Consider the following 18,828-nt stretch of genomic DNA (forward strand, 5'->3'; position numbering starts at 1 on the left):
ACCGGTCGCTGGGAGCCGCTGCCCGCTGCCGCGGCCGAGCTCAAGCAGGCTGCCGAACTCGTCGCCACCCTCCTGGCTCCCTATCTGGAACCTTAATAGGAAGGCTATTTTGGGGATGTTGTACTAGGCCCGCTGCGTCAGCCCTTCCTCCCGCCCGATGCCGTTCTCCTCGACATCGCGCGGGTAGTGATACCAGGCCTCGTGCGGTGAGAACCGTTGGCACTCGAGGCATTGAGTGCCCGGCCATTTGACGCCGCACCCCGGGCAGACGCCCCGAGTCCGGAACGTGTTCCAGGCCGTGCCGCAGGATGGCGTGCATTCCCTGCGGTCTTCCGCTTGCGGGCGCCAACCGCACCTCGGGCCATGGATGTCCAGGCGTTCCTTCGTCATGGCTGTGCCTGCCCTCCCTGTCGGGATTGAACCAAGGCCGCGAGAAGAGCACCGCCCGGCAAACCCGAAACACGCTCCCTACACTCAAGCCCATGCTGACCGTCCACCACCTCAACAACTCCCGCTCGCAGCGCGTGCTGTGGCTGCTGGAAGAACTCGGCCTGCCCTACGAGGTGAAGCATTACCAGCGCGACGCGAAGACCTCGCTGGCGCCACCGGAGCTGCGCCAGGTGCACCCTCTGGGCAAGAGCCCCGTCATCACCGACGGCGGGTTGACGGTGGCCGAGAGCGGCGCCATCCTGGAATACCTGGTGGATCGCTACGGCAACGGCCGGCTCAAGCCCACGGGCGAGCAGGAGTTGCTGCACTACCGCTACTTCATGCACTTCGCCGAGGGCTCGGCCATGCCGCCGCTGCTGATGAAGCTGGTGTTCAACAAGGTCAAGCGCGCGCCGGCACCCTTCTTCGTCAAGCCCATCGCCAAGGCGATTGCGGACAAGGTGCTGGGCAGCTTCGTGCAGCCCAACATCGACGCGCAGCTGAAGTTCCTGGAGGCGGAGCTGACGGCGCGGCCCTGGTTTGCCGGCACGGAGTTCTCGGCGGCGGATGTGCAGATGAGCTTCCCCGTGGAAGCGGCCGCGGCGCGGGGCGGGGCCATGGACAGCTACCCCAAGCTGCGCGAGTTCCTGGACCGCATCCATGCGCGGCCGGCGTACAAGAGGGCGCTGGAGCGGGGTGGGCCGTACAGCCTGATGAGCTGACAGGCCGTGGGGCTCAGTTCCAGACGCTGGGCGGATAGCCCGCGGCCGTCTGGCGCAGGAGCGCAATCGTTCCTGGGTCCATTCGCTCGGCCGGTACGTACGCCAGTACATGCCGGGCAAATTCGGGAAGCCCCATCAGCATGACCGACAGCCTGATCGTCCTTCCATCCGCTGTCCGCAGCCTGAACCACTTCATCACCGGCGCGTAGTCCACCGACGTCAGGTTGCTCCAGCGGACGTATCCGCAGCGATTCAACAAGGGCACGTAATAGAGCCCCTCTGGCGTGAGGCGATGGCGGGCAACGAGATATTCCGCGACCAGGGCCGAGCTCCAAACGAAGAAAAACAGGAAGAGCGACGTGGTCCACACATTCGTGGTCTCGTTCCTGCCGATGGTGTTTGAGATCACGGCGATCCCGCCAAAGAAGACCGAGCCCACCAGACCGATCGCCAGCGTACTGAGGGGATGCCTCAAGGTTGAATGCTCGCGCTGGGGCGAGGCTTCATGCGGCTCTTCGCCATCCAACCCATCACGACCGTCATGGCGAGGCCCCAGAGAGTCCACTGAACAATCGGTACCCACCAGTCGCGATTCATCTGTTGCTTCCCAGGTGCTTGGGCTTCGGACCGTACTCCGCGACCCTGCACTCCGCCCCCTGCGGGTTCTCGCAGCACGCCGCCAGCTTCTTCAGGCTGTCGCTGAACTGCTGGACCCACTGCGCCTGGCTGTGCAGGTCGCCGGGACTCATCCAATGCGACTGCGGGAAGCGCTTGGACCACTCATCGCCGCCCTCCTGAGGCGCACTGCCGGTGGACTGCTGCATGGCCACCCGGCAGGAATTCATGTTGCCCATGCGGTGGCAGGCCGTACAGGTGTTGCCGCGCGTCGTGATGCCGAAGGCGTTCAGCCTGGCCCAGGCCTTCTTGAAGTCCTCGCCTATGGCCTTGGGCTCGTAGAAGCCGAACGGGTCGCCGGGCAGCTGGGTGGTCTGCGCGATGTAGGGGCTGTACATGAAGGGCCCGCTGTCGTGGCAGTTCACGCAGGCGGGCTGGCTCCAGGCGACCTGATGCGGTGTCTGCCAGACCTTGTCGGCCGGCGGCGCCTTGACGCCCTCGGGATTCGCGGCCTGGGCCTTGCGCGTCAGCGTGCTGGGCGAGGGCACCCATCGGCCGTCTATGCCCGCACCCGCGGCCAGCGGCGCCCGGGCCTTGGCGGTGAACCAGCAGGTCTTGCCGTTCTTCGGGCTGTGCGAGATGACATTGATCTCGTCGAACAGCGGGCTGCCCGCTGGCCGCGCGACCTGCTTGCGGCAGATGGCGCTGATCTGCGCCGTCCGGTCGTCGCGCAGCACCAGCACGCGGCTGCCGGGCACGCATTGGCCCTGGCTGCCGGTGTCGTGCTGGGGCAGCAGCGAGGGGCGGTCGCATTGCTGCGGCGCCTGGTCGACCGGCACCGGCCGGCCGTCGATGGTGATGGCAATCTCCTCGCCAGCCATGCAGTTGAAGGCCGGGATCTCACTGACCTGCACGGCGCATTGGCGGCCGTACTCGAACAGCGTCTCGGCGTGGACGGTACCGGCGAGCAGCAGCAGCAGGGCGGGCTTCATGCGACCACCAGCCCTTTCTCCGCCAGCACCACGGCGCTTATGGCCTGGTGGTAGCGGGCATAGCCGGTGCAGCGGCAGATGTGCTGGCCCACGGCGTCCTCGATGGCGGCGTCGAGCTGCGCTCGCGCGACGGGCTGGGCGCGCAAGCGCTCGACGAGCATCTCGGTCGCCATGACGAAGCCCGGCGTGCAGTAGCCGCACTGGAAGGCGAAATGGTCGAGGAAGGCCTGCTGCACGCGGCTGGGCTTGTCCATGCTGCCGGTGCCCTCGACCGTGGTGATGCTCTGGCCCTGCAGCAGCGCCACCGGCGTGGAGCAGGCGAGCAGGGGCTGAGCCTGGCTGGTCGGCGTGCGGCGGGTCGCGACGGTGCATGCCTTGCAGACGCCGATGCCGCAGCACAGCCGCGTGCCGGCCAGGCCCAGCTCCTCGCGCAGGAAGTCGACCAGGGGCAGGTCGGCAGGCACGTCGGCACGCACGGGGCGGCCGTTGACGTGGAACTGGACGGGGACGAGATCGCTCATGACAAGGCCTTCTGGATGTCTGCGGCGGTGATGGGCAGGGCGCGCAAGCGCTTGCCGGTGGCATGCGCCACCGCGTTGCCTATGGCCGGTGCGATGGGACACAGCACGGCCTCGGCGATGCCCTTGGCGGTGGGCTCGTCGCTGGGCAGCGTCGTGACGTTGAGCCGCGCCAGCGGCACGTCGGCGCTCAGCGCCACGTGGTAGCGGTCCAGGTTCCAGCGCCCGTCTCCGGCGCCGCCTGCCTCCAGCGGCAGGTTCTCCAGCAGCGCATAGCCTATGCCCATGGCCACGCCGCCCTGGGCCTGGCCCAGCAGCAGGTCCGGCTGCAGCACCTTGCCTGCATCCAGCAGCAGCTCGACGGCGACGACGCGGGGCTCGAAGGTCCTGGGCGCGATCTCGACCGCCACCAGCACGCCCGACGGCGCGTACAGGCTGCGGCCGTAGAGGGCCGCCTCGGGGTTGGGCGGGATGACGTTCTGGCGCAGCACGGCCGTCCAGGCCGGCTGGCCCGCGGCGCGCAGCGACAGCCCGTCGATGGGCAGCTGCAGCGGCGGCCCCGCCGGCACGGCATAGGTGCCGGCGACCCAGGCACCTTCGTACAGGCCGTGCACCATGGCGGCCGACGTCAGTCCCAGCTGCTGGACCTTGGCGGCCAGCGCAGCCAGCGGCAAGGGCGCCATGCCCGGCGCCGTGAGGCGACCTGCCTCCCAGCGGGCCTGGCTCTGCAGCTGCGCCAGCGGCACGCCCCAGATCGCCGCCGCCGCCGGCAGCAGGCCGGCCTGGAACAGCACCCGGCTGGCCTGCTCGGCGACGTGCACCTGGTGGAAGGCCGTCAGGCAGGCGCTGCTGGACATCGCGAAGCCCGCCGTCCAGTTGGGCTGGCTCCAGTCGCCGCCCTTGTAGTTGCTGACGTCCAGCGCATTGAAGCTGCCGACGTCCCCCATGACGACGTCATGCGCGTTGTGGCCCAGCCAGCCCGCGGTGGAGATGGCCAGCGTCGTCGCCGAGCCGTTGCCCATGTCCACGCAGTTGCTGCGCACCGTGAGCCGCCCGGCGGCGTCCATCGCCACCTCGGCCATGACGCCGTCCTTGCCCGTGCCATAGGCCTGGTTGGCCAGCGCGAAGCCCACGCCGTAGCGGACGCCCTCGCGGGCCTTGCGCGCCTTGACCGCCTCGCGCTCGCGCCACAACGGGTGGGCGCGGGCGCGGCGGCAGATCTCGCGCAGCGTCATCGCCTGCGTCAGCGGCGCGCCGGTGATGGTGCGATCGCCCTCGCGCAGCGCGTTGATCTCGCGCAGCTCTATGGGGTCGCGCCTCAGCGCCACGGCCACCTCGTCCACCAGCGTCTCGGCGGCGAAGCTGGCCTGCGGGCCGCCGAAGCCGCGCATGGAGCCGGCCACGACGCCAGTGCTGGGCTGGGCGATGGCGTCCACATAGGCCTGGCGGATGTCGTAGCCGCTGAGGCCGCAGTAGGCCGCCAGCATCGCGACGAACTGGCTGTAGTTGTTCTGGCCGCCGGCGGGCAGCACCTGCTGGCTGCCGAAGGCGAGGAACCTGCCGGTCTTCGCGTCGACCGCGATGCGCTGCGTGATGTGGCTGGCCAGCTGCTTGAGCCCGCCCTGGAACTGCTCGTAGCGGTCCTGCGCGATGCGCACCGGTCCGTCGGCCAGCGCCGCCGTGACGGCCAGCAGCGACGGGAAGGTGGAGACGTCGCGCCCGCCGAAGCCGCCGCCGGGGTAGCAGGAGTTCAGCACCACGGTCGCGACCTTGACGGGGCAGTCCTTGCTGAACATCGTCCAGCTGTCGGTCGCGTCGCCATTGGTGGCCTGGGTGCCCAGCACGAGATTGAGCGTGCCGGCGCCGGCACGGTCCAGCCAGGCCAGGCCGGCCTCGGGCTCCATGAACATCGGGTCCAGCACCTGCGTCGTGTAGCTGCCACCAAGCTGCAGCACGGCGGGAGCCGGCGCCTGCAGTGCGGCGTCGATGCGCTGGCGCAGCGCCTTGGCCGTGCTGTTGTAGGGCGCGCTCTTGCTGTCGGGCTGGAAGGGGTCGGACGCGAAGCCCACCTGTACCTGCGAGAAGGGCGCCGTTCCCGCGGCCTCATAACGCGTCAGATAGGTGGCCGGGTTGTAGGCCTTGAGCCTGGGCGGTTGCAGGGGCGGCGCGCCGGTCTTCACGACGCCGGGCTGGAACTGCAGCGCGCGCTTGGCGCGGCGGTAGGTGTTGGCGTCGGCAAAGACCAGGATGGCCACCGGCTGGCCGTAGAACTGCGGCGCGCCGTCGAGCGGCACCAGCAGCTGGCAGACGCCGTCGTTGCCCTGGGTGGAGAACGGCAGCTGCAGGTTCAGCGCGGCGAGATCCCGCTGCGGCCAGGGAAAGCCGGGCAGCGGCTTCTGCGTGATCGTCAGCAGCGGCCGCGCGTCGGCGGCGTCCAGCCGCGACAGGTCAAGGCCCGCGAAGGCCAGGCCGGGCTGCGTCGCGCGCAGGATCATGGCCATGCGCTCGATGCTCGGCCAGCCGGGCATGTCGGCGACGCGGAAGTCGCGGGCATAGATCTTCTGGCCCGTGACCTTGGCCAGCCCGTCGATGCGAAAGCGCGCCTTGCCCGGCCCGCCGGACCAGTCGGGCGCGCCGGGCGGCGCGTGGGGCTGCGTGGGCGTGCCCTCCGGCTGCGGACGGGCACCGGCCAGCTTCAGTGCTGCCGGCCTGGCCAGGGACAGTTCGTGCACCAGCAGCGTCACCACGCCGGCGCCCGCGCCGATGACGCGGCGCCGGGTCAGCCTGAAGGGTCCGTTCGTGAACGTCGAGTCCGACACGCCTGCCTCCCATCTCCTCGATGGGGGCGAGTGTGTCACCGCAACATGGCGTCAGCGAGACGGTGTCGCCCTATCGCCCCCGGCAGTTCTGCCGGGTTACGGCGCCGGGCGGCTGCGGTAGAAGGTCATGGGCTCGGCCTTCAGCGCCTTCAGCACGTTCTTGCGCATCGCGCCGACGACGTGCATCTCGCAGGGCTTGCAGTCGAAGCGCAGCGTCAGCTTGTCCTCGCCATGAGTCAGCGTCAGCGGCTCGGCGCGCACCGTGCCCTGCACGCCGGTCACGCCCTTGGCCTGCTTGGGGCATAGGCTCATGGACCAGCGCACGCAATGCTTGGTGATCATCAGCGGCACCTCGCCCAGCTCCTCGTGGCTCTCGTAGGCGGCGCCGACGACCTTGACGCCGTGGCGGGCGTAGAACGCCGCGGCGCGGCCGTTGTAGACGTTGGCGAGGTAGCTCAGCGTGTCCTCGGGATAGGGCACGGGCGGCTCGACCGGCGTGGCGCGAGGCAGGCGCTGGAAGGCGGCCTCGCGGGCCGCTTCGAGGGCCGCGATGGCGTCGCGGCGCAGCGCGTTGAGCTTGCTGGCGGGCAGGAACAGCGGCCCGCCGCGCATCGCCAGGCGCACGCGGCGGGCCGCGAATATGGTGTCGCCCAGCCGGGCCAGGCCGTCCTTCAGCTGGGCCTCGGCCTGGCTCGCATCTCGGGCCGGTTCGTGGACATGGGGCAGGTGCACCGAGGCCTTGGCGCCGGTCTCGTCCTTGAGACTCAGCTCGAAGCCGTCATTCACCTGGGCCAGCGTGAGGTCCACCGCGATGCGGCGTTCGCTGCTGGGCCTGGCCAGCATGCGCTCCCAGGCCATGTCGCGGTTGCGGCTGAGGGCCGTGCCGGGGAAGAGGTCCTTCAGGTCGCCGAATGCCTGGCCCTTGGACAGGTTGGGTTCGATCTTCCAGCTCGTGCCGCCCAGCGGGGTCGCGACGTTGACCGGCACGCCCTGGAGCTCGCCCTGGCGGTCCCACCAGGTCAGCGCGTCGCCGTTGTTGACAACCCTGACCGCGTCACCGGTGTCGATGTCGAAGTCCGCCGGGCCGACGCGCACCACCTCGCCCAGCGGCAGGCCGGCATGCTTGGGCGTATCGAAGGCGCCGATGTCGATCTTGCGGCCGTTGACGAAGTAGTCGGTGCCTCCGCGGTTGAAGGCCTGCTCGGGTTCGGGCGTGAACGTGAACGTGCAGCGGCCGTCACCCGTGGAAGCCAGCTCGGGACGGGCGTCCATGATCGCATCCAGCAGCGTGCGGTAATGGGCCGTCACGTTCTTGACGGTGGCCATGTCCTTGTAGCGGCCCTCGATCTTGAAACTGCGGATGCCGGCGTCGATCAGCGCCTCGAGGTTGGCGCTCTGGTCGTTGTCCTTCAGGCTCAGCACATGCTTGTCGTGGGCGACGACGCGGCCCTGCGCGTCGGTCACCGTGTAGGGCAGGCGGCATTCCTGGCTGCAGCTGCCGCGGTTGGCGCTGCGGCCGGTGTGGGCATGGCTGATGAAGCATTGGCCGCTGTAGGCCACGCACAGCGCGCCGTGCACGAAGAACTCCAGCGTGGCCTGCTGCACCTGCTCGCGGATGGCGAGGATCTGCCTCAGGTCGAGCTCGCGAGCCAGCACCATCTGCGAGAAACCCACGTCCTGCAGGAAGCGCGCCTTCTCGGGCGTGCGGATGTCGGTCTGCGTGCTGGCGTGTAGCTGGATCGGCGGCAGGTCCAGCTCCAGCAGGCCCATGTCCTGCACGATGAGGGCGTCGACGCCGGCGTCGTGCAGCTGCCAGGCCTGCCGACGCGCGCCCTCCAGCTCGTCGTCGCGCAAGATGGTGTTCATCGTGACGAAGATGCGCGCGTTGAAGCGGTGGGCATGCCTGACCAGCCGCTCGATGTCCTCCAGGGTGTTGGGTGCCTTGTCGCGCGCGCCGAAGCCGGGGCCGCCGATGTAGACGGCGTCGGCGCCATGGTTGATGGCCTCGATGCCGATGTCGGCGTCGCGGGCGGGGGCGAGAAGTTCGAGCGGGATTCGGGCGGCCATGCCCGAATTTTAGGAAACGGCCTAGCGGGTCAGGCGATAGATCAGCAGGGCCGCGCGGATCGCACCGCGCTCGATGGACGAGATGTCCAGCCACTCATCCGGCGTGTGTGCGCCGCCACCCGCCGCGCCCAGGCCGTCCAGGCTGTCGACGAAGGGCGCCACGAACTGCACGTCGCCCGCGCCGCGCTGGCCCGGCGGGAAGGGCACGATGGCGCCCAGGCCCGCATCGGCGCTGGCCGCCGAATACGCCTCCAGCAGCTTCAGGTTGCCGGGCGTCGGCGCCATCGGCGGGTAGTTCTCACTGAAGCTGATCCTGGAGCGCGTTCCGGGCAGGGCCTGTTCCACGATGGCCTGCATGCGTTCAAGGGCCTTGGCGCCCTGCTCGGCGGTCAGGTAGCGCAGGTCGCCGCGCACCTGGGCGTCGCGCGGGATGACGTTGGTCTTGCCGAAAGCCTGGCCCTGGCTTTCGCCGTCGTCCCATCTGGCGCTGGTGCCGGCCACCAGCGTGGCGGCATTGAAGGTCAGGTCGGGCTCGATGAGCTGCTCGCGGAAGGCGTTCAACACGCGGGCCGCCTCGTAGACGGCGCCATAGCCGTCGCGGCCGAAGACGCCGGCCGAATGGCCGGTGCGCGCCGTCACCTGCAAATGCCAGCCCCCCGAGGCGCGGCGGCCTATGGTGCCGGCGTCGCGCCCCTGCTCGTCCTTGGTGGCGCCCTCGAAGGCCAGGGCCACGTCGCTCTGCTTGGCCGCGTCGATCAGCGCCGCCCGAGCCCGCTCGGCGGGATGGCCGACACGCTCCTCGTCACCGGTGAAGACGGCCCGCACCGTGCGGCCCTGCAGAGCGCCGGCCTCGTTCAGCGCCTTCAAGGCCAACAGGATGATGACGTCGCCGCCCTTCATGTCCGACACGCCCTGGCCGCGCACGCGCTTGCCGTCGCTCTGCCAGGGCGGCACGGGGCTGTCCTTCTCGAACACCGTATCGAGGTGGCCGATCAGCAGCACGCGCTTGCCCTTGTCGCCCACGCGCTCGGCCACCAGGTGGCCGGCGCGCTTCATCTCGGCCGGCATCTCGACCCAGCGCGTCTTGAAGCCCAGCGCCTCGAACTCGCTGCCGAAGAGGGCACCCACTTCGCGCACGCCGGCCGGGTTCAGCGTGCCGCTGTTGACGAGGACGCTGCGCTCCAGCAGCTTCAGCGCATCGGGCGTCATCCGCTTCACATGGGCGACGATCTGCGCCTCCTGCGTGTCCAGTCCCGCGGCCCAGGCCGGGGACGTGACGAGCAGCATGGCCAGGACGGTTCGGATAGCGTGCATGGTCTTGCTCATGCCCTGAGTGTCACCCACCGCCCATGCAACGCCGCCTGCTGTTGACCCTGCCCCTGGTACCACTGCCGCAGGCCTGGGCCGCCACGCCGTCCACGGCCCTGCCCAGTGTCCAGGTGCTGCCCGAGCCACTTCCCATGCCAGGCCTGGACCGCACGCGCACGCTGCGCCTGTGCCTGCCGCCGAGCTACGGCCGCGACGCCGAGCGACGCTATCCCGTCATCTACATGCACGACGGCCAGAACCTGTTCGACGCGGCCACCAGCTTCGCAGGCGAATGGGGCGTTGACGAGACGATGGAGGCCCTGGCCAGGGAGACCGGCTTCGAGGCGCTGGTCGTCGGCATCGACAACGGCGGCGCGAAGCGCAACACCGAGATGGCGCCCTACGACCATGCGGAACTCGGCAAGGCCGAGGGCGCGGCCTATCTCGACTTCATTGCGAACACTGTCAAGCCCTTCATCGACGCCGGCTGGCGCACGCAGGCCGGGCGCGCGCGCACGGCCATGATCGGCAGCTCGCTGGGTGGCCTCATCAGCCATGCGGCGCTGCTGCGCCATGGCGAGGTCTTCGGCCGCTACGGCCTGTTCAGCCCCTCCTACTGGGCGGCGCCCCAGCTCTTCGACGCCACGGCCAGGACCAGGCTGCCGGCGGACACACACATCCACCTCTACTGCGGCGGCCACGAGGGCGGCCGCATGGCCGAGCAGACCCGCCGCATGCATGGCCAGTTCGCGCGCCAGCTGCCAGCGCCGCAGCTGAGCCTGCACATCGCCGCCGAGGCCGGTCACAACGAGGCCGCCTGGCGGGCCGAACTGCCGTCAGCCTTGAGGACGCTCTTCGTCGATTGACCCGCCCTGCCGGGGCCAGCGCCGGGCCGCTCGAGGGGCCAAGGCCGGACACATGGCGTCCGGCGAGCGGCATGTGCCTGCCGCGGGGCGGCGCGGTCTGCAAGACCATCCAACGCGCGCCTTGGACGAGGGGCTCCCGCTCAGGCCGGATTGAGGAGGGCGCTGCTGGCAGTCTGCAGCCGCTTCTCGGCGCGCCAGGCCGCCAGACCGTCCGGCGCCTCGCGTGGCGACAGGCCGTTGGCGCGGATGGCGCCCACATAGCCGTCGCGGCCCTGGGCCTTGGCCGCGTACAGCGCGGAGTCGGCCAGCGCCAGGCAGGCGCGCCAGTCCCACAGCCGCGGGTGGCGCGGGTCCAGCGGGAAGGCGCAGAAGCCGATGGACACGGTCACGTGCACCGTCTCGCCGGGCGCGATCTCGAAGGGCAGGTCGCGCACCGCGGCGCAGACGCGCGCGGCCAGTTCGGCAGCGTCGCTGCGGTCGGTCTCGCGGGCCAGGGCCAGCACCTCCTCGCCGCCCCAGCGCACCAGCGAATCCGTCTCGCGGAAGACCTGGCGCAGCCGCTGGGCCAGCTGCACCAGCACCGCATCTCCAGCCGCGTGGCCGTGCACGTCGTTGATGCGCTTGAAGTGGTCCAGGTCCAGCAGCATCAGCAGCAGGTCGGCGTCGGGCCCCGGGCCGGCATCGTCCGGCGTCTCGAAGCGGCGCAGGCACAGGCGCAGGTCGTCGTCCAGGCGCAGCTCCAGGTAGCGGCGGTTGCGCAGGCCGGTCAGCGCGTCGGTCAGGCTGAGCTCGCGCAGCTCGGCCGTGCGCTCATCCACCAGGGCCTGCAGTTCGATCTCGCGCCTGCGCAGCGAGCGCGTGCGCCAGCGCATCCAGGCCCACAAGGCTCCCAGCGTCAGCAGCGCGCCGGCCACGCGCGCCGTCGTGGTCTCCCACCAGGCCGGCTCCAGCGTGATGGGCAGCTGCAGCTGTTCCGTGCCCCACAGGCTGGGGTGGGCCGTGGCGCGCACCTGCAAAAGGTAATGGCCGGGCTTGAGCGGCCCGAAGCTGGGGTTGCGGCCCGCCGCATCGACGCGTGTCCAGTCGCCGTCCAGGCCCTCCAGCCGGTACTCGTAGCGCAGCCGCGCAGGGTCGGCGTAGTCCAGCGCCGCGAACTCGACCGACAGGCTGCGCTTGCCCGGCGGCAGCGTCAGGCCCTCGCGCAACGTATGGGGCTGCTCGTGAGGCTGGCCATTCACGCGCAGGCCGCTGATGACCAGCGGCGGGCTGGACGGCTGCGCATGCCAGGCGTCGGGCAGCACGCGCAGCAGGCCGCGGCTGCCGCCGAACAGCAGGCCGCCGCCCGGCAGCTCCGCGCTTGCGAAGAACCAGAAGCTGCCGAAGTTGGCGCCCTCGGCGCTGCCGAAGCTGTCCAGCCGATCGGCTGCGGGGTCGTAGACGTAGAGCTGGCTCCAGATGCGACCCTCGCCATCCTCGTGCAGGTTGCCGCCGAACACGCCCTCCATGCCATGGCGCTCGCTGATGCGCTCGAAGCGGGCACGGCCCTCGGCATCCCAGTCCTTCAGGCGGTGCAGGCCGCTGACGGGCGTGTCGACCCACAGCCGGCCGTCACGCCCCCACAGCAGGGCCATGACGATGGGGCTGGCCAGCGCCTCGGTCGGCGCCTGGGGCACGACCTCCAGCCCGCCCGCACCGGCCGCGCGCTCGCGGAACAGGCCCTGCTGCCCGCCCACCCATAGGCGACCGTCCGGCGCCACGCGCAGCGCGTAGACGCCACCATGCAGCAGGCCGTCCAGCGGATGCACGCGCTCCGGCGCCGCCGCGGCTCTGGCCAGGCGGTAGAGCCCCTCCTGCATGCCCAGCCAGACGCTGCCGTCCGGCCGCAGCAGCAGCTGCTGCGCACGGCCGCCGTCCAGCGGCCAGTCGCGCAGCAGGCGGCCGGCGGCGCTGCGATGCTCCAGCCGGCCGGCCGCCACCATCCACAGGCTGCCATCGGCAGCCTCGGCCAGCGTCTCGACGACGCTGCGCCGCTCGCGGGGCCATTCACCCAGCGTGGCCAGCTCGCGGCCCGGGCGGCCGTCCAGGCGCACGATGCGGCCGGTCTGCGTGGACGCCAGCACCTCGCCGTTCCTCAGCGCCAGCACGGCGCGCACGTCGGCCTCGGCCATGGGGCTGGCGGGCTCGGTGTCGGGGCCGCGCACGGCCAGGGCCGGGTGGGTCAGGTGGCGCTGCACGCCCAGGCCGTAGCCGCTGACCCACATGGCGCCGCTGCGGTCGCGCAGCAGGCCGCTGATGTCGTTGCCGGCCAGGCCCATGACGCGGCGCGGGTCCTGGCGCAGCCAGGCCTCGACGGCGCCGCTGGCCGGGTTGACCCAGAACAAGCCCGCCTTGCTTCCCACCCACAGCCTTCCGTCGGCCGCCTCGCCCAGCGCGTTGATGGGCACGTCCAGCGCCTGCACCCAGCGCACCCGACCCTGTTCAACGACGCCCAGGTGGCCATCCTGCGTGCCCAGCCAGACGCGGCCGATACGGTCCTCCACGAGGGCCTGCACAGGCATGCCGTCGGGCAGGCCCGGCAGGGCGAGGTTCTCCCAGGCACCGTCGGCGAAGCGGGCCAGGCCGCGCCAGTGGCCGGCCCAGACGGCACCATCGCCGCTCACACGCAGCGCCAGCACGCGCGTCTCGGTCTCGCCGCGCCAGCGCAGCTCATGCGCCTGGTAGCGGCGCGTCGCCGGGTCGTAGAGGTAGAGGCCGCGGCCCACCGTTCCGACCCAGACGGCGCCGTCGCGTGCCGTCGCCAGCGCACGGATGGGCGCCTGCGGCCCGCCGCCGGCCTGGGCGCTGCCCTGGGGCTCGACGCGGTCCTGCTCGGGGTCGTAGGCCATCAGGCCCTGGAACTCCGTGCCTATCCACATGCGGCCGTCGGCAGCCGGCGCCATCGCCCGCACCCAGCCCAGGCTGCGCTTGCCCGTCGTGTCGCCAGCCAGCTCGATGGGCCGCAGCCGGTAGCCGTCGTAGCGCGTCAGGCCCCTGCTGGTCGCGATCCAGATGAAGCCGGCGCGATCCTGGGCGATGGCCGGCACCGTGTTCTGCGGCACGGCCACGCTGCGGAACTGCACCTCCAGCGGGCCCGCCCCGGCGTCGGCGCGGGCCAGGGCCGCGCCAAGCAGCATCAGCAGGCCCAGCAGGCCAGAGACGAGGGGGTACATGGGCCGGCATCCTAAAGGCGTCGCTTGACGGAGGCGTAGCGGCGGGCGCCGCGCCGCCTCAGTCGGCCAACAAGTCACGCAGCCGGTGTTGCGGATCCGCCATGAAGTCGCGCATGACACGGAAATGCTCGGTGTCCTCGCAGCCCACGCGATGGATGCCATCGGCGTCGAACCGGTAGACCCAGGCGTCAGGGTAGGCCATCAGGATGGGCGAATGCGTCGCGATGACGAACTGCGAGTCCTGGCGCACCAGGGCATGCAGACGCTCCAGCGCGTCCAGCTGGCGCCGCGGCGACAGCGCCACCTCCGGCTCGTCGAGGATGAAGAGGCTGCGGCCACCGAAGCGCTCGTTGAGCAGCTTGAGGAAGGACTCGCCGTGCGACTGCTCATGCAGGGACCGGCCGCCGTAGGCCGCGATGATGGGATCACCACCCGGCCCCTCGTCCAGCCGCTCGATCTCGGTGGCGACGTTGAAGAAGCTCTCGGCGCGCAGGAACCAGCCATCCCGCGGCCGCTTCACGCCCTTGGCGACGCGTAGATAGTCGTGCAGCACCGAATGCGAGGCCCGGGTACCGAAGTTGAAGTTCCGGCTGCCGCCTTCGGCGTTGAAACCCAGCGACACGGCCAGCGCTTCCAGCAGCGTGGACTTGCCTGAGCCGTTCTCGCCGACGAAGAAAGTCACCTTGGGGTGCAGCGTCAGCCGGTCAAGCGTGTGCACTGCCGGCAGGTTGAAGGGATAGCGGTCGAAGGTCTCGACCTTGTCGCGCTGCAGTTCGAGGTGGAAGACGAATTGGGAGGCGAGCATGCGCCCGACTATGCCAAGGCCGGCAGGCCTCAGGCCATCGCGCTCACCGCGTCCACCACCACCCGCCCGTCCAGCAGCCTCAGCGTGCGCGAGGCCTGCGCCGCGTGCTCCAGCGAGTGCGTGACCATGACCAGCGTCGTGCCCTCGGCGTTGAGCTCGCGCAGGATGCGCATGACCTCGGCGCCATGGGCGCTGTCGAGGTTGCCGGTAGGCTCGTCCGCCAGCAGCAGGGCCGGCCGCGCGGCGATGGCACGGGCGATGGCCACGCGCTGCTGCTGGCCGCCGCTGAGCTGGCTGGGCCGATGGCCGGCGCGGTGGGCGATGCCCAGCCGCTCCATCACCTCCGCCACGCGCTCGCGACGCGCCCGGGCCGGCAGATCGCCGTACTCCAGCGCCAGCGCGATGTTGTCGGCCACCGTCAGGTCGTCGATGAGGTTGAAGCTCTGGAACACGAAGCCGATGCGGCCGCGACGCAGCGTGTTGAGCCTGCGCTCGTTCCAGCCTGCGACGTTCTGGCCGTCGAACCAGTACTCGCCGCTCGATGGCGCGTCCAGCAGGCCCAGGATGCCCAGCAGCGTGGACTTGCCGCAGCCCGAGGGCCCGGTGATGGCGAGGTATTCGCCTGCCTCGATGTCGAGATCGATGCGGTCCAGCGCCGTGGTCTCGACGTCGTTGGTGCGGAAGGTCTTGGTGAGGTGGTGGAGTTTGAACATGGCTCAATCCAGCTGGAGGGTGGAAGCGCCGGCGAAGGCGCGGTAAGGGGAGACGACGACCTGCTCGCCGGCCTGCACGCCGCCCAGCACTTCGACGACGCCATCGGCGCGGCGGCCCAACTGCAGCGGGCGGTGCCGGGCATGGCGGCCGTCGGCATCGAGCACGAAGGCCCAGGCGCCTCCGGTGTCGGCGTAGAAGCCGCCGTCGGGCAGCAGCAGCACCTGGCTGGCCTGGCCCAGCGTCAGGCGCACGTCCAGGCCCTGGCCCGCCTGCAGCGGCGGCGGCTCGGCGTCGAAGCCCAGCTCCGCGGAGAAGCGGCCGTCCTTGACCTGCGGGTCGATGCGGGCGACGTGCAGCGCATGGCTGCGGCCCTCGTGCACCAGCTCGGCGGACAGGCCTTCGCGCACGCGAGCGACGTGGAACTCGTCCAGCCGCAGCTCCATCTTGAAGCGGCCCAGGCTGTCCAGCCGCGCGATGCGGGTGCCGCTGCGCACGCTCTCGCCGACCTGCAGCGCCAGGCCCGTTACGCGGCCCGCCACCGGCGCGCGCACGGCCAGGCCTTCGCTGGCGGCGCGCATGGCGGCGAGGCGCCGGTCCAGGTCGGTGACGGCGCGCTGCATGGCCTGCACCGACTGCTCGCGCGTGCGCAGCTCCTCGCGGCCGTCTGCGCGCAGTTGCGCGAGCAGGCGCTGCGCCAAGGACAGCTTGTCGGCCGAATCCTCCAGCGCCGAGGGCGACAGGAATCCCTGGGCGGCCAGCTCACGGTTGCGCTCGTGCAGGCGGCGAACGCGCTCCAACTCGAACTCCGCCTGCGTCAGCTCGCGGCGCTGCGCGGCCTGGGCCTGCGCCAGGCCGGCGCGGAAGGTGGCGAGGTTGGCGAGCTGCTGGGCCGCTTCGCTGGACCGCGCCATCAGCTCCTGCGCGCGCTGGCTGCTGGCCAGCACGACCAGCAGCTGCCCGGCCTCGACGCGGGCGCCGTCCTTCACCAGCACCTGCTCGACGCGACCGTCCTCGGTCGCATCGAGCATCACTGACTGCAGCGGCTGCGCCGTCGCGCGGCCCACGACCACGTCGCGGAAGGCACCGGTCTTGACAGTGGCGATCTCCACGTCGGCCCGCGCCACCGGCACGCCGCGCGGCCACCAGCGCGCCACCAGCCCCGCCAGGGCCAGCGCCGCAGCCAGCGAAAGCATGACGAGCCGGCGTCGCGACGGCGCCATGACGCGGCGGTCCATCCCGGCGCCCGACGTCAGCGCCGCACTCATCCTCGCAAGGCCTGCAGCGGCCGCAGCGCCAGTGCAGCATGCAGGTGGCGGGCCACGGCCAGCGCCGTCACGGCGACCAACAGCAGCACTGCCGCCAGCAGCACCCATAGCGAGAACGGCCCCACGGGCGCGCGCTCGACGAAGTCCGCGAGGTAGCGCTGCGACAACCAGGCCGCCACCGGCAGCGCCACCGCGCAGGCCACTGCCAGCACGCCGGCGAACTCGCGCAGCAGCAGGCCCGCCACGGCGCCTGCCCCCGCGCCGTGCAGCTTGCGCAACACGATCTCGCGCTCGCGCCGACGCAGCGTGTAGGCCGCCAGCGCGTAGATGCCCACGGCCGCCAGGCCCAGCGCCAGCAGGCCGGCGATGCCCACCAGGCGGCCCAGCCGCGTGTCGTCGGCCACGTTCTGCAGCAGCAGTTCGCGCACCGGCAGCGCCTCGGCATGGGCGTCGGGAAAGCGCTCGTTGACCAGTGCCGCCAGCTTGCGCCGCGTGGCCTGCGGGTCGCGGCTGTGCACGCCGATGGCGCCCGCATGACGCTCGGCCACCGGCGTGATGGCATGCGGCTGCGGCGGGCTTCGCGGACCTTCAAGCCGGATGTCGTCGATGACGGCCACCACCGTGGCCGGCTTGCCATCGCGGAAGTTGGGCGTCACGCCCAGCGTCCGGCCGATGGCGGCCTCGGGGCTGGCGAAGCCCAGCGCGCGCACGGCGCTGCGGTCCAGCACGATGGCGCCTTGCGCCACCTCGGCCACATGGTCGTCCGACAGCCGGCCGGCGACGACGCGCATGCCATAGACCTGCAGATAGCCGGGCGTGAAGTCCACGCCGGTGCGCAGGTTGACCGGCGTTCCTCCGGGGGCGCTGAACTCCGCGTACCAGCTGGAGAAGTCGCGCCCCGGCACGTCGTCGGCTGCCGCGGCCGTGATGACCTCTGGCCAGCGGCGCACCTGCGCCAGCAAGGCCGCCAGCTGCGCGGGTTGCACCTCCCAGGGCAGGTCGGCACCGACACGCTCCTGCACTTCGAAGCCCCGCGGCATGACGCCCGCGTGCTCGGCCTGCCACAGCACTGTCAGCGCGAGCGACGCGAACAGCGCCGCGGCGCCGAACTGCAGCGTCGTCATCAGCCGGCGCAGCCAGCGGCTGGCCGCGCCCTCGCTGTGGCTGCGCCCGGCCAGCGACTCGGCCGGCCGCACGCGCAGCGCGATGGCGCTCAACGGCAGCGCGCTGAGCGCGGCGATGGCGATGCTCAGCAGGCCGGTCAGTGCCACCATGCCACCACTGAGCACGGGCGCATGAAACTCTCGCTGCATCAGCACCTGGGCCATGGGCGTGGCCCACCAGGCCAGCAGCAGGCCGAAGGCTCCGGCCAGGCTCGCGACGGCGAGCGCCTCGCAGAAGAACTGCAGCGCCAGCTGCCGCGCCCCCGCGCCCAGCGACTTGCGCAGGCCGATCTCGCGCTGGCGCTTGAGCGTGCGCACGCTCCACAGGTTGACGAAGTTGATGACGGCCAGCGCCAGCACGCCGGCGGCCGCAGCCGCGAGGCTGCCCAGCTGCAGGCGGCGCCTAGCGCTGCCAGCGCCGTGCAGGCCCGCATCGGACACGGGCAGCACGCGGAAGTAGGCGGGCTTGCCGCCGCCCTTCAGGAAGTCGGCCGGGAAGCCCGGCGGCAGCGGCTGCTGGTCCAGCAGCCGCTGCGCCAGGCCGCTCAGCGGCTCGGCCGCCGCGCCAGGCTGCAGGCGGGCGAACAGCCGGCCGTTGCCCATGTACCAGCTGTCGGAACGCGCCAGATAGGCCTTGGCGGCCGGCGCGTGGAAGCCGGCGACGGCGTCGAAGACCAGCGTGGAGTTCAGGTTGGGCGTGGGCAGTACGGCCTTCACGGTCAGCGAGAACTGCATGGCCGGCGCGCGGCCCTCGGGGTCGGGCGGCAGTGCGATGGTGAAGGTGCGGCCCACCACCTGCGTGCTGCCGAACAGCTTCTGCGCGGTGCCGGCGGTCAGTGCGACGGCTTCGGGCGACGACAGCGCGGCGGCCAGGTCACCGGCCAGCGGGCTCAGGCCGAACAAGGCCTGCACGTCGGCGTCAGCCAGCGCGATGACGAGGCGGGTGCTGCGCTGCACGCCCTGCGCATCGGCGGCGCGTGCCGGCAGCGAGGTGTAGAGCACCCGGCTCATCGCCTCGACCGGCGCGCCGTTGGCGCGCAGCGCGGCCGCGAGCGGCACGGCGGGCACGCTGTCGAACCAGTCGGTCGTCCTGCCACCGGGGCCGCGAACCCGCCACTCGAAGGTGACGAGTCGCTCGAGCTCGGGCAGGTCGGCGTCGGGCCACAGCAGGTCCTGCACGAAGCTGGCCGTCAGCAGCGTGAGCGCGAGGCCCAGCGCGAGACCGGCGACGACAAGAGCGGCCGGCCCGGGTTCGGCGCGCAGCTGCTGCCAGGCGCTGCGCCAGGTGGTGGAGGTGGGGAGCAGGGTCATGGGCCGGCTTCTGCAAGAGCCGGGC

General features: G+C 71.4%; 13 protein-coding genes. 2 read left to right on the forward strand and 11 right to left on the reverse strand.

Features of this window, described 5'->3' with window-relative positions; all coding sequences use genetic code 11:
* Nucleotides 1–482 precede the first annotated feature (482 nt).
* On the forward strand, nt 483–1,151 hold the full coding sequence (locus tag JOY88_RS02540; RefSeq protein WP_293500121.1) for a glutathione S-transferase family protein: 669 nt from the start codon (nt 483–485) through the stop codon (nt 1,149–1,151).
* A 13-nt stretch (nt 1,152–1,164) separates the two neighbouring features.
* On the opposite strand, the gene JOY88_RS02545 is transcribed toward JOY88_RS02540, so the two are convergent.
* The 6 genes from JOY88_RS02545 to JOY88_RS02570 all read right to left on the reverse strand — a co-directional run bounded on the left by JOY88_RS02545 (nt 1,165) and on the right by JOY88_RS02570 (nt 9,476).
* Nucleotides 1,165–1,626, reverse strand: a complete 462-nt coding sequence (locus JOY88_RS02545) for a hypothetical protein (protein WP_293500123.1) — start codon at nt 1,624–1,626, stop codon at nt 1,165–1,167.
* 118 nt (nt 1,627–1,744) lie between these two features.
* Nucleotides 1,745–2,758 (reverse strand): hypothetical protein, encoded by a 1,014-nt coding sequence (locus tag JOY88_RS02550; protein WP_293500125.1) that lies wholly within the window; start codon nt 2,756–2,758, stop codon nt 1,745–1,747.
* Complete coding sequence (locus tag JOY88_RS02555) at nt 2,755–3,279, reverse strand: (2Fe-2S)-binding protein (protein ID WP_293500127.1); 525 nt, start codon at nt 3,277–3,279, stop codon at nt 2,755–2,757. The genes JOY88_RS02550 and JOY88_RS02555 overlap by 4 nt, the downstream gene beginning before the upstream one ends.
* Nucleotides 3,276–6,095 (reverse strand): xanthine dehydrogenase family protein molybdopterin-binding subunit, encoded by a 2,820-nt coding sequence (locus JOY88_RS02560; protein WP_293500129.1) that lies wholly within the window; start codon nt 6,093–6,095, stop codon nt 3,276–3,278. The genes JOY88_RS02555 and JOY88_RS02560 overlap by 4 nt, the downstream gene beginning before the upstream one ends.
* 96 nt (nt 6,096–6,191) lie before the next feature.
* Nucleotides 6,192–8,162: a peptidase U32 family protein gene (locus tag JOY88_RS02565; RefSeq protein WP_293500131.1), complete on the reverse strand. Its 1,971-nt coding sequence runs from the start codon at nt 8,160–8,162 to the stop codon at nt 6,192–6,194.
* A gap of 21 nt (nt 8,163–8,183) precedes the next feature.
* The gene (locus JOY88_RS02570) at nt 8,184–9,476 is read right to left on the reverse strand and encodes a M20/M25/M40 family metallo-hydrolase (protein ID WP_293500133.1); all 1,293 of its coding nucleotides are present in this window, start codon (nt 9,474–9,476) and stop codon (nt 8,184–8,186) included.
* Between the two features lie 35 nt (nt 9,477–9,511).
* Between JOY88_RS02570 and JOY88_RS02575 the strand changes: the two genes are divergently transcribed.
* Nucleotides 9,512–10,336: an alpha/beta hydrolase gene (locus JOY88_RS02575; RefSeq protein ID WP_293500135.1), complete on the forward strand. Its 825-nt coding sequence runs from the start codon at nt 9,512–9,514 to the stop codon at nt 10,334–10,336.
* A gap of 140 nt (nt 10,337–10,476) precedes the next feature.
* On the opposite strand, the gene JOY88_RS02580 is transcribed toward JOY88_RS02575, so the two are convergent.
* The 5 genes from JOY88_RS02580 to JOY88_RS02600 are packed head-to-tail and all read right to left on the reverse strand — an operon-like array spanning nt 10,477 to nt 18,803.
* A complete protein-coding gene (locus JOY88_RS02580; protein WP_293500137.1) occupies nt 10,477–13,545 on the reverse strand; it encodes a diguanylate cyclase domain-containing protein in 3,069 nt (1,022 codons plus the stop codon).
* Nucleotides 13,546–13,603: 58 nt separating this feature from the next.
* Entirely contained in the window at nt 13,604–14,350 is a 747-nt protein-coding gene (locus tag JOY88_RS02585) for an AAA family ATPase (RefSeq protein WP_293500139.1), read from the reverse strand.
* 29 nt (nt 14,351–14,379) lie between these two features.
* Complete coding sequence (locus tag JOY88_RS02590; protein WP_293500141.1) at nt 14,380–15,063, reverse strand: ABC transporter ATP-binding protein; 684 nt, start codon at nt 15,061–15,063, stop codon at nt 14,380–14,382.
* A gap of 3 nt (nt 15,064–15,066) precedes the next feature.
* Nucleotides 15,067–16,329, reverse strand: coding sequence for an efflux RND transporter periplasmic adaptor subunit (locus tag JOY88_RS02595; RefSeq protein ID WP_293500142.1), 1,263 nt, complete (start codon nt 16,327–16,329; stop codon nt 15,067–15,069).
* Complete coding sequence (locus JOY88_RS02600) at nt 16,326–18,803, reverse strand: ABC transporter permease (protein WP_293500143.1); 2,478 nt, start codon at nt 18,801–18,803, stop codon at nt 16,326–16,328. Before JOY88_RS02600 ends, JOY88_RS02595 begins: the two co-directional genes overlap by 4 nt.
* Between the last annotated feature and the right edge of the window lie 25 nt (nt 18,804–18,828).

The organism is Roseateles sp. (genome assembly GCF_019237615.1).
Classification (GTDB): Bacteria; Pseudomonadota; Gammaproteobacteria; order Burkholderiales; family Burkholderiaceae_C; genus Pelomonas.

Coding starts and splice junctions, on each gene's coding strand:
- JOY88_RS02540 (WP_293500121.1), top strand. CDS start 483: ATGCTGACCGTCCACCACCTCAACAACTCCCGCTCGCAGCGCGTGCTG.
- JOY88_RS02550 (WP_293500125.1), bottom strand. CDS start 2,758: ATGAAGCCCGCCCTGCTGCTGCTGCTCGCCGGTACCGTCCACGCCGAG.
- JOY88_RS02555 (WP_293500127.1), bottom strand. CDS start 3,279: ATGAGCGATCTCGTCCCCGTCCAGTTCCACGTCAACGGCCGCCCCGTG.
- JOY88_RS02565 (WP_293500131.1), bottom strand. CDS start 8,162: ATGGCCGCCCGAATCCCGCTCGAACTTCTCGCCCCCGCCCGCGACGCC.
- JOY88_RS02570 (WP_293500133.1), bottom strand. CDS start 9,476: ATGCACGCTATCCGAACCGTCCTGGCCATGCTGCTCGTCACGTCCCCG.
- JOY88_RS02575 (WP_293500135.1), top strand. CDS start 9,512: ATGCAACGCCGCCTGCTGTTGACCCTGCCCCTGGTACCACTGCCGCAG.
- JOY88_RS02580 (WP_293500137.1), bottom strand. CDS start 13,545: ATGTACCCCCTCGTCTCTGGCCTGCTGGGCCTGCTGATGCTGCTTGGC.
- JOY88_RS02585 (WP_293500139.1), bottom strand. CDS start 14,350: ATGCTCGCCTCCCAATTCGTCTTCCACCTCGAACTGCAGCGCGACAAG.
- JOY88_RS02590 (WP_293500141.1), bottom strand. CDS start 15,063: ATGTTCAAACTCCACCACCTCACCAAGACCTTCCGCACCAACGACGTC.
- JOY88_RS02595 (WP_293500142.1), bottom strand. CDS start 16,329: ATGAGTGCGGCGCTGACGTCGGGCGCCGGGATGGACCGCCGCGTCATG.
- JOY88_RS02600 (WP_293500143.1), bottom strand. CDS start 18,803: ATGACCCTGCTCCCCACCTCCACCACCTGGCGCAGCGCCTGGCAGCAG.